The sequence below is a fragment of the Pseudomonas marincola genome, assembly GCF_900116605.1.
Classification (GTDB): Bacteria; Pseudomonadota; Gammaproteobacteria; order Pseudomonadales; family Pseudomonadaceae; genus Aquipseudomonas; species Aquipseudomonas marincola.
The window spans coordinates 1-13,642 of record NZ_FPBC01000008.1; the positions used below are offsets into that span (position 1 = coordinate 1).

Consider the following 13,642-nt stretch of genomic DNA (forward strand, 5'->3'; position numbering starts at 1 on the left):
AAGCTGTTTTTCGAAGAATTTCTTCAATCTACTCAACCACTTGCGCTTCCGATCAAACCAGCTTCTCGTCAGCGGGAGGCGCATTCTACAGCGTTCAAAGCCGCTGTCAACACCTCGTTTTCTACCGCTTCCGATCACCGTGGCGATCACTCTAAAAGGCTTTAAAACCACCCTTCAGAGCCCGACGCATTCTACACAGCTTTCGCTGTTTTGCAACCCCTCTTTTTAAGCTAACTTCTTGTTTTCTAAGAAGTTTTCCGAGAGGTCGACGCCGGAAGAGGTGCGCATTATAGGCACCTCAGTTTTGCCGTCAAGGGTTTATTGCGGATTTGTTTCAATCAGCACTAAAAGGCCATCATCCAGGACAGAGTCCAGCAGAACCTTATGGCTTCAATTCATCAATGATCTGCAGCGCCGCCTTTACTCTCAGTGCATTCGGGTAGTTCTTGTTAGCCAAGAGCACTACCCCCACTCGCTTGGACGGGATGAACACGGCGTATGCACCGAACCCATTGGTTGAACCGGTTTTGTTAACCAGCCATTCGGAGCCAGCCTGCTCGCGCGCTGCTACCGGCTTAAGCGGATGTGGCTCCAGCGCCATGCTTGATGAGTTGCCTTGCAGCAACGTCTCCTGCGTTGTCGGGTAGCGGTACAGCTCCCAGCCCAATCCCTGGTACATGCCTTTAACCTTGTAATAAGGCCGTTGCGTCGTCGCTATCGCCCGTTGATACGGTTGCTTCAGTGCTTCACCTGACATATTCAGCTGAATAAAGTGCAGCACATCGCCTGCCGTGGTTTTAACCCCGTACGCTTGTGCGTCGAGCATTCCTTTACTCACGCGTACCGGCTGACCATTGGCCATGTAGCCTTGCGCATAATCAGGCATTCGGGCGGCAGGCACTTGCAGATAACTATGGGCAAGACCCAGCGCCGGAAATAGCTGTTTCTGCATTAACGTATCGAACGGTTTGCCCATGCTTCGCGCAGCGATATAGCCGAGCAGCCCGATACTCGGGTTTGAGTATTGCCGATGACTGCCCGCTGCATAGCTCGGCTGCCACTGACGGTAGAAGCGGTACATCTCAGGCTCATTATTAACGCCATCAGGAAACTGCAACGGCAAGCCGCCCGCACTGTAGGTGCCGAGCTGCAGCAAACTGATGTTATCGAACGCGCTACCACGCAAATCCGGCAAATGCTGCGTCACACGGTCAGTCAACGCCAAGTGGCCGCTCTCTTGCGCATACGCCGCCAGCGTTGCGGTGAAGGTTTTGCTTAGTGAGCCGATCTCGAAAAGGGTTTCTTCGGTTACCGGAACAGCCCCCTCGGCCGCGGCCAAGCCATAACTATATAGATAGCGCTCGCCATCTACGGTCACCCCGACCGCCATACCTTTGATGCCCTGCTCCTGCATCAGCGGCAATACGCTCTGATCCACTGCTGACTTAACTGACGTCTCGCTAAGCTTGGCTGCCTGCAGCGGATTAGCCGCCAACAGCGCCAGCAGTGACAACCCGGTTACCGCCGTGCGTCTTCCGTACATAGAAAACCCTTCTCCTGAATAGCCATTAGCAACAGATCTTTTATGACCGCAGCCTTACAGCACCTGCGCAGAATTGACCACGACACTGATCACCTAAACCCATCGCAGGCTGATACGTCTGACTAATCGCACCTTATAAGCGTTCCAAACCATGGCTTTGTTTGATTGACGCTCAGGCCAAAGCAACGTTTGATCGGCACATGCGTTATCTAAACCGAGCCGCCATGTGTCTCGATATTTAACCTGGCAATACCTCACCAATAACAACAATGAGGTCAGCTACATGCACGAGTCCCAGCAAGCCAAGAACGCCTGGCGCGTATTATTTCTGCTTTTCCTGGCCAACCTGTTCAACTTTTTTGACCGCACCATCCCCGCCATCATCATAGAACCGATGCGCATGGAGTGGAGCCTCAGCGATTTACAGGTGGGCCTGGCCGGCACCGTATTCACAATCGTCTATGCGATTGCCGGAATCCCGTTGGGCCGCATGGCCGACACGGGCTCAAGGCGCAAGATCATGGGCTGGGGCCTGCTCGTCTGGAGCGGTCTTACCGGCGCGACTGGCATGGCCGGTAATTTCATAACCTTCCTGTTTGTGCGCATGGGCGTAGGCCTTGGCGAGGCCAGTTACGCGCCTGCAGCCAACTCGTTGATCGGTGACTTGTTCCCCACCCAACGCCGTGCTCGCGCAATGGGCATTTTCATGCTCGGCTTACCGCTCGGCTTGGTCCTGGCGTTCTTCACTGTAGGTGCAATGGTCGAAGCATTCGGCAACTGGCGCGCGCCCTTCTTCATCGCCGCAGTGCCGGGCATGTTGTTGGCTGTGTTTATCTTCCTGATCAAAGAACCTTCACGCGGGGCGGCTGAGGTGGTCAAGTCTGCCACCACGCCAGTCGAAAAACCGCTGCGCAAAGTCCTGGCCATTCGCACCTTCTGGTGGTTGCTGCTGGCGGGGCTGGCATTCAATTTCGCAAGCTATGCGTGCAACACCTTTATGGTGCCTATGCTGCAACGCTACTTTCACCTGCCGTTGCAGCAGGCGGCGGTGGCCACGGGCGTGATTGTCGGGATTACCGGCCTGTTCGGCCTGACACTTGGCGGCTGGGCTGCCGATAAAGTTCATCAGCGCTGGGCCACCGGCCGCCTGATGTTTGCCGCCATCAGCATGTTCATCTCGGCACTGGCAACCGGTTACGCATTGCTCGCCGGACAAATAGAAGTGGGCGTATTCATCGCGGTGTTCAGCGTGGGCTGGCTGTTTTCGTACAACTACTTCACCTGCGTGTACACCGCCATTCAGGACGTGGTCGAGCCACGCCTACGCGGCACGGCGGTCGCGCTGTTTTTTGCAGGCTTGTACTTGCTCGGCGGCGGGATGGGCCCAGTGGTTGTCGGAATGTTGTCGGACCATTACGCTCACGCCGCCATGCTGGCAGCTGGCGCCAGCGAGATGAACGAAACCTTCAAGGCCATCGGCCTGCACGACGCAATGCTGCTGATTCCCGTTGCATTTGTGCTGACCACATTGGCCTTACTGCAAGCCTCTCGCTGCTTTGTAAAAGATGCAGAAACCATGCGCACCGGCATGGAGCAAGCGGCGCTGGCGTGAACAATCAGCTGCGCAAGATGAAGCCCATCTTGCGCAGCGTCCACTCAAGCGACGCACTGATCGAAGGCGGCTTGCAGATTGGCCGGATCAATTGCGCCGTGCGTCCCGATTACAATGAACTCACTGTAAGGGCTGGTTCCACGCCACGTGTCTTGCGGCTTGATTTCACTACGGCTGCCAACCAAATGCAGCACACAGCGCTTGTCTGCCACCTCAACCAGATTACAAACACCTTTGGCCCGGTAGATGTCAGCAGGCAACGATGCCAGAGTTTGGCGCAAGGCTTTGAGCGACAATGGCTTGTCGCTGCGCCAACTCCAGCTCGCAAATAGCGCCGAGTGATCCGTCACACTCGGCGTTTTAACTGAGGGTGCAGCGGCGTTAACCGGCCTGAAGGTTTGCGCCGATTTGAAACGTTCAACGCCAAGCACTAACTCCAGCGGCACATCACACTCAACGGCTTGCAACAGCCTGACATTGGGATACAACCAGCGCGAACGCAGAGCGTCCACCTGCTGCGGACTGACCTGATCGATCTTGTTCAACACAATAATGTCTGCCGCATCCAACTGCTCCATGGCCAATTGCGCCATGTCACCCTCAAGTGATTCGAACTGCGCGGCATCGACCACCGTCAGAATGCTGTCGATATGCAAAGCGTTACGAAACTGTGGATAACGCAAGGTGCTGGCAATCTTCACCGGATTGGACACACCACTCGCCTCGATCACAATGTACTCGGGCCGGTTCTCGCGGTTGTCCAGCAGCCGCCCCATCTGCTCGATCAGGTCGCTTTCGACCGTACAACAGATACAGCCGTTGGCCAGACTGACAGTCGTCTGGGTCTGGCTGACGATCAGTTGGCTGTCGATATTGATGGCACCAAAGTCATTAACCATGACGGCCATACGCAACCCGTGATCGCTGTTAAGAATGCGATTCAACAGGGTGGTCTTGCCTGCCCCCAGAAATCCGGAAACGATGGTGACCGGAATACTTTCTCGCCTGTGCATAAATTTCCGCCTCTTGGCTTGCAGTCAGGGCCAGGCCCTGACCCGATCAATCAGAAGTTTGGCAACTCGCCCTGCCAGACTGCGGCATGGTCGGTGTTGTTGAACTCGCCCTGTCGATCCCACATCACCTCGCCCTCAAGCAAGGTCAGTTGAACTTGAGTGTCATGAATATTGCCCTTGGCCGAGCGTGCGAACAGATCGCGGTCGAGCACAATCAAGTCCGCCGACTTGCCGACTTCAATGGAGCCGGCCTTATCTTCCATGCCCATGCACCAGGCGCCATTGATGGTCATTACACGGATGGCCTGCTCTAACGTAATCGGGTTGCCGTAAAAGCTGCCCTCTTCGCTGCCAAAAGGATTCTCGCGGGTGATCATCGCCTCGAAGCCGATCCATGGATTGATGCTGGATACCGGCCAGTCGGTGCCCATCACGGCTACGCCGCCAGCATCGAGCACGCCTTTGAAGTTATAGGCGCGTTGCATGCGTTCCTCACCGAACACCGTACGGGCGTTGGCAAAGGAGGACGGAAACCAGCCCACCGGGGAAAATTCAGCGGTTACCTGCAACTGGGCGAAGCGTTCCAGGTTGGCATCGAGCAGAGTCGTGCTGTGCGCACATTGGTGACGAACACCGCTGTCGCCATTACGCCGACGCGCTTCAGCCACTGCATCGAGAAACAAATCAGACGCGCCATCGCCGGTGCAATGCGCGATAACCCGCACGCCTTTTCGGTCCATGTCCACGACCATGTCGCTGATATGCTCAGGCGTCAGATTCAGATGCCCACGCCAGCTGGTTTCACCCGGCCATACGCTCGACAGGTAAGAGGAACGCGACTCATGAGTGCCGTCGAAATGGAACTTCACCGCGTTGGCATTGAGCCGGGCGCTGCGATAGAAATGCCGTTCACCCGCGAGCAACTCCCAACGCCGCTTGACCGGGAAAATATCATCCTGCCAACTGATTGCGGCTTCGACCCGCACCGTCAACTCGCCGGCCTGATCAATAGCTTTCAGTGCATTCAGGCGATGCTCGCAAACATGCACATACTTGGTTCCCACCACGCCATGACCACTCTGAAACTGCACACCCTCGCGGTACGCACGCTGCAAAGCATGCTGCGGGGTTGGCGGCATGGCGGCGTGGATCAACGCGTATGCACCGTCCACCAAAATCCCGTTAGGCACGCCGGTCACACTGTCGCGCTCGATATAACCGTGGCGCGGGTCCATGGTGTCGGCATCAATGCCTGCCAGCTCCAATGCCTTGGAGTTGACCATCATGCAGCCCCATGAACGGTCGAGAATTGCTACCGGACGATCCGGCATAAAGCTGTCCAGCCATTCGCGATCCGCTCCCAGGCCTGCTTGCTTGAAGGTGTACCGGACAAAATACTGCCCGTAGATCCAGCCCTCACCGGGGTTGGCCGCCGCGTAATCCAGCACAGCCTGCTTGACCTGCTCAGGCGTCGGGTCATCCAGCCCGATGTTCAAATCTCCGGAATAGCCGGGCGCCAGCGCAAGGTCGGGATGGGTGTGCATGTCGTACAGACCCGGCATGGCAAAGCGGCCATTCAGGTCCAACACTCGCGTTCGCTCGCCAATCAATGGCTGAACATCGGCGTAGCTGCCCACCGCGACAAACCGGCCATGTTTAATAGCGACGGCCTCAACCCAAGGCTGCTGCTCATTGACCGTGTAAATACGGCCATTGAAAAGCACCAACTCGGCAGCGCCGATGGCGCCCGCAATATTGGAGGAGAGATATTGATCAGACTTGGCCATTGGATAGTTCTCACATGTTCAAAGCGCGCGGGTGCTACGAAAAACCCTCTGCGCAGTAAATAGCGAATAAAAAAACCTTCACTTAGACGCCACTCGGGTGTCTGGGTGAAGGTGGGAAAATTGCCGGACTACAGGACCAGGTGCGCCATCAGCGACAGCACGGGCAAGGAGATCAGCACGCGCAGCAGATAGATCGCCAACAGGTCACGCAAGTGCAGGCCGAAGTTGGCACGGACCAGAATGATGGCCGCCTCGGTGAAGAAGATGATCTGGGTAACCGCAACGCCTACCAGCACAAAGCGGGTGATTTCGCTCTCAATCCCAGACGCCAGAATCGACGGCATGATGCTGTCGACAACACCCGCCAGCAGCGCCGGGGCTGCCTCAGCGGCCTGCGGAATCTGCAGCAGTTCCAGATAAGGCACCAGCGGCATGGACAACACATGAAACACCGTGGTGTATTTGATCAGTGACAGGCCGACGCAGCCGATCAACATCATTGCCGGATACACCGAAATCGCGATGTCGGCACTGATGTGCACGCCTTGCTTGATCAACTCCAGCGGACTGCTGGCTTTTTCAGCGCGCTGGATTGCGCGGCTAAGACCCAGGGCAAACAAACCCTGCCCATGGTCGTCATCGGTCACCAGTTGCTTGCCAACGCCTGGGGCGTAGGTGTCGAGCTTACCACGCAGTGGCGGCAGTTTTGGCACGATCAGGGCGCAGATAATTCCGGTAACCGCTACCGAGAGATACCACTGAATAAACACATGCTCCATGCCAATCAGCTTGAGTAGCAGGTAGGAATAGGCAATGGATACGATCGAGAAATTGGTCGAGATCACGCAGGCTTCACGACTGGAGTAGAAGCCGTTTCGGTATTGCTGGGTGGTGAGCATGATGCCCACGCTGGACGCCGACAGCCACGACGCCGCGCAGTCAACCGCCGCGCGACCCGGCAGGCCGAACAGCTTCTCGAACACACGACTGACCAAGGTACCGATGAACTCCATCAAGCCAAAGTCGGTCAGCAGCGGCAACAAAATGGCGGACAGCAAGTAGATCGCCAACACCACCGGGCCAACGTCGTACAACATCACCCCGCCAGTGTCGCGGCTCCAGATCCACTCAGGGCCGACCTCGAAAAACACCATCAACATCAGCACCGCACCGATCACCCTGACGGCGGTCCAAGCCAGGCTTGGATTGAACAGTTGAATAAAACGATTGGGGTTGTTTTTCAGCGGACTGAATCGCACCAACAAGGTAATCAGGCTGGGAATCGTCGCCACAGCAACGGTGGCCGGTACCATCATCGGTTTGAGCACATCGTTCACGTAGTCGATGATGAACGCAATCATCACCGTAATGCGCCCATCCACGCTCAATGGCGTCAGAAACAACAAAACACCAAACAAAGTTGGAATGATGAAACGCAGTAATTGCTTGGTGGTGTAGGGTCCCAATGGCGCTCCATGTTGACTTGACGTGGTTTGTGTCTCGCTTGATTCCAGCATGTTTTCACCTTTTTATAGTTGTGGTGCTGCCTGGTTTGCACGCAGTTCTAGTCATTCAAAGTCACGCGGTTGCGTGTATTCAGTCGCGAAACGTCGGGTCCAAACGGTCCAGTTTGCGTAATTCGGCCTGCCACACCAGCTCAACACTCTCCTGGTGATAAGCCGGGTGTTCGAACTGCTGAGCTGTCATTTCACAATCTTCACTGGACGGCATAATCAAAGGACGCCCGGTTTTCAGGGCCTCCAGTTGAATCTCACACGCCTTGTTGAGATAGAACATGAAGAAGTAGGCCTCAGCCACGCTGCGCCCAACGGTCAACAAACCGTGATTGCGCAAGATCGCGCAGTTGCGGTTACCCAGCGCCGCAACAATCCGCTCGCGTACTTCGAGGTCTAGCGGAATGCCTTCGTAGTCGTAGTAAGCCACGCGGTTGTAGAAGGCCATATTGGTCTGATTCAGCGGCAACAGCCCCTCCTCCATTGCCGCCACAGCCATACCCGCCAACGTGTGCGTGTGCATGACACACACCGCATCGTGGCGGTTCATATGAATGGCGCTGTGAATGGTGAAACCGGCGGGATTGACATCACTCAGGCTCGGATCAAGCTTTTTGCCGTTAACGTCGATGGCGAGCAGATTCGATGCGCAGACTTCGTCAGGTGCAAGACCGTACTGATTGATCAGAAATGACGGCTCGGCGCTCGGCAGGCGAGCTGAAATATGGGTAAACACCTGATCGCTCCAGCCATTAAGGTCGAGCAGGCGATATGCTGCTGCCAGATCGGTGCGTAACGATTGCTCGTGTACTGAATCACTCATCGAGTATTTGCGCCTTTTGTTATGTCACTCTGAAAACTGACTGATGCAATGCCGCACGCAGGCTCAGTCAGTGCAGCGGCATAGCTGCCATCCCTAGGCGTCAGGTTAAGGCGCTTGTTGTGTCAGAAATATCGATTTATCCTTGATACACTCATTCCAAAACGTCATGAACTATTGTGCGCCGACAACTTCCCAGCATGATCTCGCTCAGTTGTTTCACCGCTTTCGCGCGCCACATGAGCGTGACCAAGGCGGCGGCGGAACTGAACCTGACGCAAAGTGCCGTGAGCCGGCAAATCAAGAACCTTGAAGACATGCTCGGCTGCTCGCTGGTCGAACGCGTCAAGCAACGCCTGTTGCTGACTGATACGGGTCGCCAGTACGCGCAAGAGATCAGCCTGCTGCTGGACCAGATCGAAGCGGCTACGCATCAGGTTCGCAGCAGCCATACCGGGCACTTGCGCGTGGGCGCCGAGCCTTCTTTCACCACGCGCTGGCTATTGCCCAAGCTGCGTGATTACGCTCGCCAGCACCCCGAAATAGATCTGGAAATCATGAATGACCTGCGCCGTTTGTATGACGGCCACGAGGGATACGACGTCGGAATTCTCTACGGCGACGGCAACTGGCCCGGTTTCGATGCGTATCATTTGATGAATGGCGACATGCTCGCGGTGTGCACGCCGGAGCTGCTTGAGCGCTATGGAGAAATCCACCAACGCCGGGACATCTTGCGCTACCCGCTCTTGCACCATGCTGCGCATTCGGCGCAATTTCGCTCCTCGACCCAGCTATGGCTGGATGCAGCAGGGCTTTCGCAAAAGGAAATTGAAATGCTCCCGGGCCAACGCCTGGAACACTTCCAGTTTGTCCGCGATGCCGCGCTGCATGGTTTGGGCGCCACAGTGCTGCCGCGCTTTTTTATCACCGAAGAGGTAGACGCTGGCCGGCTGGTTATCGCCTGCGAGCAGCCTTTGAACTGCGGTCAGTACTACGTCGTAGTCCCCAAACACAACCGCGAACCCAAGGTCGATCACTTCGCCCAATGGCTGTTGCAATGGCGTGAAGCGTAACCAACACGGCAGCTAAACAGGCTGCGTCAATGCAACCTGAGCCTACTATCGCTGCATTAATACACCTGCGGACAAAAACTAGCTGCTGCGCCGTGCGGTGGATTCGCGGGCAATCAACTCAGAGCCGACATCATTGAGCATCGCGCCAACGCCTTCACCCTTGATTTGCTGGGTGAGTAATTCCACGGTGGTGTTGGCAACCAATTCTGCGGGCACCCGCACGCTGGTCAAGGCCGGTGAAGCCACGCGGGCGATTGGCAAGTCCCCGAAGCCACAGATGCCCAGCTCGCCTGGCACATCAATGCCATTACGCTGACAGGTAAACAACGCGCCGATGGCCGGCATATCGTTGGTGAAGAAGGCGCCGTCGAACTCAAGTTCACCGCGCACATAGCGTTCAATCACCGCAACTCCGTCATCAATATGCGGAATCGCCGAGGTGTTGTAGCGCAGCGGCTCGATGCCAAGCCCTTCGACTACAGCTTGGCGAAACCCCTGCCAGCGAAGATTTTCACGCGCATCTTCGTAGCCGAAGAATGCCGGCCGTTGATAGCCACAGTCGACCAGATGCTGACCCGCTGCTGCGCCTGCCGCCCAGTTCGAAAAGCCGACCACCTGCCCCACCGGCGTACGCGGCTCATCGCCCTCTGGTAAGTCCCATAACTCGACCACCGGAATGCGCGCCGCCTGCAATAACGTGAGGGTTTCGGGGGTGTGATAGCCGTATGCGAGGATCAGCCCGTCGAGTTGGCGACCGAGAAACGCACGGAGCATCTTGGTTTCTTCTTCGGGCGAGAAACGCGTCTCGCCGATCAACATGTGCAAACCCGCCTTGCTCAGGCCTTGTTGAAGAATTTCGATGGTGGTCGCCAGAATCGGGTTGGTGATTGTGGTGATCAATGCGCCCACGACTCCGCTGCGCCTAGTAACCAAGGCACTGGCAGCCAGATTGGGCACGTACCCCAACTCACGCACGGCCTGTTCAATCCGGTTGCGGGTCTCTTCCGAAACCAGCTCAGGCTTGCTCAGCGCGCGCGACACGGTCATGCCGGACACGCCCGCCAAGCGCGCCACATCCTGCACGGTGGGTTTATTTTTGATCACGCAAACAGTCCCCTATTGGTCACTCAACAATTATCCCTATCAACAGAGCGCAGGCCAATAAGGGCTGTGAAATGCATGTAACTGAAGGCGCAAGGCCGCGCCAACTGGTGGCTGCGGCGCAACTGCTTACACGGCGGACAGGAACTCGGCATGTTCCTGTATTTCAATAATCGTTGGCCGGTCAGCCTTGGCCGCGCTCAACAACAACTCACGCAACTGCTCGAAACTTTCAGCGCGCTCGGCATTGCAGCCGAAACCCTTGGCCAGCGTGAGGAAGTCCGGGGTGTAGATATCGACACCAATGGTCGGGATGTCACGATTTTGCATGTAGCGTTTGATTTCGCCGTAACCGCTGTTGTTCCACAGCAAGACGATCACCGGTGCATTGGCTTCCACCGCCGAAGCCAGTTCCGACAACGTGAACTGAATACCGCCGTCGCCGATCAACGCCACCACCGGACGCTCGGGAGCGGCCAGTTTGGCGCCAATGGCTGCTGGCAAACCGTAACCCAAGGTGCCGTAACCGGTGGATGAATTGAACCAGGTGCGCGGCTGATTGGCTTCAAACAAGTGATTACCGGAGTAGACAATCTGCGTTGAGTCGCCCGCAAAAATCATCTCAGGCAAGGTTTCCTGCAACACATCCAGCACGCGCTTTTGCGCACGCCAAGCTTCAGGAACTTGCGTATCCAATTGCTCACGCACCTGCGCCGCAAGTTTGCTGCCGGGACCTTGTGGATTGAATGCCGGCACTTCACCCAAGCCTGCCAACAGCGCCTTAATTGCCAGGCGCGAGTCACTGAGAATGGCGATGTCGGCCGGGTAATTGCGATTGAGCTGTTCAGCGTCGATATCAACCCGGATCAACTGGCTTTCAATCTGGAAGTTGCCGTCGAACACGGCGTCGTAGTCAGTCTCGCCCAGCTCAGTACCAATCGCCAACACCACATCGGCTTGCAGCACCAGCTCGCGCACCGGCACCAGCGACTGATTGGAGCCCAGCGCCAGCGGGTGGCCCTTGGGCAAAACGCCCTTGGCATTAATCGTATACGCGGTGGGCGCATCCAGCGCCTCGACCAGACGCTCAGCCTCGGCGCAGGCATGGGTTGTGCCGCCGCCGAGCAGCACCAGCGGGCGCTTGGCCGACTTGAGCATGTCTACCGCGCGCAGAATTGCATCCGGGCATGGCGCCGGACGGCTCGGCACAGCGCCTAGCTTGCGCTTGACGTGATCGGCAGAGGCGGTGATCACATTGATCGGAATCTCGATATGCACCGGTCGCGGACGGGCGCTGTTGAACACCGCAAAGGCGCGTGACAGCACCGCAGGTAATTCATCTGCGCGCATCAGCGTATGGCTGAACGCTGCAACTCCCGCCACCAGATTACTCTGCGAAGGCAGCTCATGCAGACGCCCGCCGCCCATGGCCAATTGCTCGGTGTTGTTGACACTGGAGATCACCAGCATCGGGATCGAGTCAGCATACGCCTGGCCCATTGCGGTGGTGATGTTGGTCATGCCCGGCCCGGTAATAATGAAGCACACACCCGGTTTGCCGCTGACGCGCGCATAACCATCGGCCATAAAGCCTGCGCCCTGCTCGTGACGTGGTGTGATGTGCGTGATTTGGGTGGCCGGCAAGCCGCGATAAAGCTCCACGGTATGTACCCCGGGAATCCCGAACACGGTGTCCACACCGAAACCTTCCAACATCTCGACCAACAACTCTCCACACGTCAGCATGACAGCACTCCAAGCACATAATTAAGCGATGGCAGTACTCTAACATCGAAATGTTATCGCTAACATAGCTCGTATCAGATTTGTCCAAATCACCGACAAAACGCCTCTGCCAGCTCAGGCTCAAGCCTGATAACCTCGCACTCTGGCATTAATGGAGAGACGCCATGGGCACCGCGTTACTGATCATCGATGTGCAACAGGCACTGTGCACGGGTGAATATTCAGCCTTTGAGGCTGACCGTGTGATCGCGGCAATCAACCAGCTCAGCGCACAGATGCACGCCGCCAACCTGCCAGTTGTTTTCATCCAACATGAGGAGCCCAGAGGCTTGCTGCAATTTGGAAGTGCTGGCTGGCAACTGGCAGCGACACTTGCAACCGGCCCGAATGATTTTCGCGTGCGCAAAACCACACCGGACTCGTTTCTCAACACCGAGCTGAGCGCACTGCTCGACGCACATGGCATCGATCGCCTGGTGATCTGCGGATTACAAAGCGACTTTTGTGTCGACACCACAACCCGCCGCGCTCTGGCCCTCGGCTACGAAGTGGTGCTCATCACCGATGCCCACTCGACGGTCGATAACGGTGTATTAAGCGCCGCGCAGATAATCGCTCACCACAACGCCACGCTGACCAATATTTCAAGTTTCGGTAAGCGCGCGATTGGCATCACCGCAGCCCAATTGCAACTTGATCCCGCTACTTGCCCGGCTAACTGAGAGGACGCCCCGCGCATGAGCCCATCTACACCCGAGCCTCAACTGCCGCAAAAACGCCTGTTCTTCGCCCTGCCCTGCGCCCAACCGCAACGCAAGGCCATCGCCCAATGGCGACGCGAGCTGGGGCTGCGCAATGGCAGCCCGGTGCCCAGTGAAAACTTCCACCTGACCTTATTGTTTCTGGGCGCGGTCGAACTCGACCAGATTGAACAGGTTTGTCAGGCGGCAGCAACCGTGCGTCGCCCGCAAGCGCCGCTGCGCATCACACTCGACCGCTTTGAGGTCTGGCAGCGCAACGCCCTCTTAATGCTTACGCCAAGCCAGCCGCCGAAAGCCCTCGGCCAATTAGCCTACGCCTTGCAACAAGCACTGCTGCCGCTCGGGCTCGGTGCCGAAGCCAAGGAGTTTCGCCCGCATGTCACCCTGTCGCGGCGTTTTAACTCAACGCTTCCCGAATCTCCAAGCGAACCTGAATTTTGGTTAAAATGTGATTACTTTGCGTTGTTTGAATCCCATCAAGGCCGCTACCGTGAAATCGCCCGCTGGCCACTCGACGGGGTTTAGCACGGCAGTCGATGAACAAGCCTGTTAGGGTGTTGCTCAACCGGTGAAGGTCGCCGGTTTGCAGTGCTGTCTTAACTCGATAATCCTGCCTGATTGCCCACGCGCAAGCTCTCTTGGCCACCCACGTGGCCGAATCACCCGAAC

General features: G+C 56.8%; 11 protein-coding genes. 4 read left to right on the forward strand and 7 right to left on the reverse strand.

Annotation, left to right across the window (positions count from 1 at the left end; genetic code table 11):
* Positions 1-382 precede the first annotated feature (382 nt).
* Positions 383-1,543, reverse strand: a complete 1,161-nt coding sequence (gene ampC / locus BM395_RS13730; protein WP_090512735.1) for a class C beta-lactamase — start codon at positions 1,541-1,543, stop codon at positions 383-385.
* Positions 1,544-1,826: 283 nt separating this feature from the next.
* On the opposite strand from ampC, the gene BM395_RS13735 reads away from it, so the two are divergent.
* A complete protein-coding gene (locus BM395_RS13735; protein ID WP_090512738.1) occupies positions 1,827-3,155 on the forward strand; it encodes a spinster family MFS transporter in 1,329 nt (442 codons plus the stop codon).
* A 44-nt stretch (positions 3,156-3,199) separates the two neighbouring features.
* On the opposite strand, the gene BM395_RS13740 is transcribed toward BM395_RS13735, so the two are convergent.
* From BM395_RS13740 to BM395_RS13755, 4 genes are all read right to left on the reverse strand, one after another.
* Positions 3,200-4,168 carry a CobW family GTP-binding protein gene (locus tag BM395_RS13740; RefSeq protein WP_090512740.1) on the reverse strand — a complete coding sequence of 323 codons (969 nt, stop codon included), beginning with the start codon at positions 4,166-4,168 and terminating at the stop codon, positions 3,200-3,202.
* 50 nt (positions 4,169-4,218) lie between these two features.
* Positions 4,219-5,955 (reverse strand): amidohydrolase, encoded by a 1,737-nt coding sequence (locus BM395_RS13745; protein WP_090512743.1) that lies wholly within the window; start codon positions 5,953-5,955, stop codon positions 4,219-4,221.
* A 128-nt stretch (positions 5,956-6,083) separates the two neighbouring features.
* The gene (locus tag BM395_RS13750) at positions 6,084-7,421 is read right to left on the reverse strand and encodes a YjiH family protein (protein WP_090512745.1); all 1,338 of its coding nucleotides are present in this window, start codon (positions 7,419-7,421) and stop codon (positions 6,084-6,086) included.
* Positions 7,422-7,551: 130 nt separating this feature from the next.
* Complete coding sequence (locus BM395_RS13755) at positions 7,552-8,292, reverse strand: class II aldolase/adducin family protein (protein ID WP_090512747.1); 741 nt, start codon at positions 8,290-8,292, stop codon at positions 7,552-7,554.
* A 197-nt stretch (positions 8,293-8,489) separates the two neighbouring features.
* Here BM395_RS13755 and BM395_RS13760 point away from each other — a divergent pair, with 197 nt between their 5' ends.
* Positions 8,490-9,365, forward strand: a complete 876-nt coding sequence (locus BM395_RS13760; protein ID WP_090512748.1) for a LysR substrate-binding domain-containing protein — start codon at positions 8,490-8,492, stop codon at positions 9,363-9,365.
* 78 nt (positions 9,366-9,443) lie between these two features.
* On the opposite strand, the gene BM395_RS13765 is transcribed toward BM395_RS13760, so the two are convergent.
* Positions 9,444-10,469, reverse strand: a complete 1,026-nt coding sequence (locus tag BM395_RS13765; RefSeq protein ID WP_244528984.1) for a LacI family DNA-binding transcriptional regulator — start codon at positions 10,467-10,469, stop codon at positions 9,444-9,446.
* Between the two features lie 126 nt (positions 10,470-10,595).
* The gene (locus BM395_RS13770; RefSeq protein ID WP_090512750.1) at positions 10,596-12,212 is read right to left on the reverse strand and encodes a 5-guanidino-2-oxopentanoate decarboxylase; all 1,617 of its coding nucleotides are present in this window, start codon (positions 12,210-12,212) and stop codon (positions 10,596-10,598) included.
* Positions 12,213-12,376: 164 nt separating this feature from the next.
* Between BM395_RS13770 and BM395_RS13775 the strand changes: the two genes are divergently transcribed.
* Both BM395_RS13775 and thpR read left to right on the forward strand, forming a co-directional pair.
* Positions 12,377-12,934, forward strand: a complete 558-nt coding sequence (locus BM395_RS13775) for a cysteine hydrolase family protein (protein ID WP_090512753.1) — start codon at positions 12,377-12,379, stop codon at positions 12,932-12,934.
* Positions 12,935-12,949: 15 nt separating this feature from the next.
* A complete protein-coding gene (thpR, locus tag BM395_RS13780; RefSeq protein WP_090512754.1) occupies positions 12,950-13,498 on the forward strand; it encodes an RNA 2',3'-cyclic phosphodiesterase in 549 nt (182 codons plus the stop codon).
* Positions 13,499-13,642: the final 144 nt, after the last annotated feature.

Bases quoted from the DNA above. Each gene is read 5' to 3' on its own strand.
- ampC (WP_090512735.1), bottom strand. From the start codon at position 1,543: ATGTACGGAAGACGCACGGCGGTAACCGGGTTGTCACTGCTGGCGCTG.
- BM395_RS13735 (WP_090512738.1), top strand. From the start codon at position 1,827: ATGCACGAGTCCCAGCAAGCCAAGAACGCCTGGCGCGTATTATTTCTG.
- BM395_RS13740 (WP_090512740.1), bottom strand. From the start codon at position 4,168: ATGCACAGGCGAGAAAGTATTCCGGTCACCATCGTTTCCGGATTTCTG.
- BM395_RS13745 (WP_090512743.1), bottom strand. From the start codon at position 5,955: ATGGCCAAGTCTGATCAATATCTCTCCTCCAATATTGCGGGCGCCATC.
- BM395_RS13755 (WP_090512747.1), bottom strand. From the start codon at position 8,292: ATGAGTGATTCAGTACACGAGCAATCGTTACGCACCGATCTGGCAGCA.
- BM395_RS13760 (WP_090512748.1), top strand. From the start codon at position 8,490: ATGATCTCGCTCAGTTGTTTCACCGCTTTCGCGCGCCACATGAGCGTG.
- BM395_RS13770 (WP_090512750.1), bottom strand. From the start codon at position 12,212: ATGCTGACGTGTGGAGAGTTGTTGGTCGAGATGTTGGAAGGTTTCGGT.
- BM395_RS13775 (WP_090512753.1), top strand. From the start codon at position 12,377: ATGGGCACCGCGTTACTGATCATCGATGTGCAACAGGCACTGTGCACG.
- thpR (WP_090512754.1), top strand. From the start codon at position 12,950: ATGAGCCCATCTACACCCGAGCCTCAACTGCCGCAAAAACGCCTGTTC.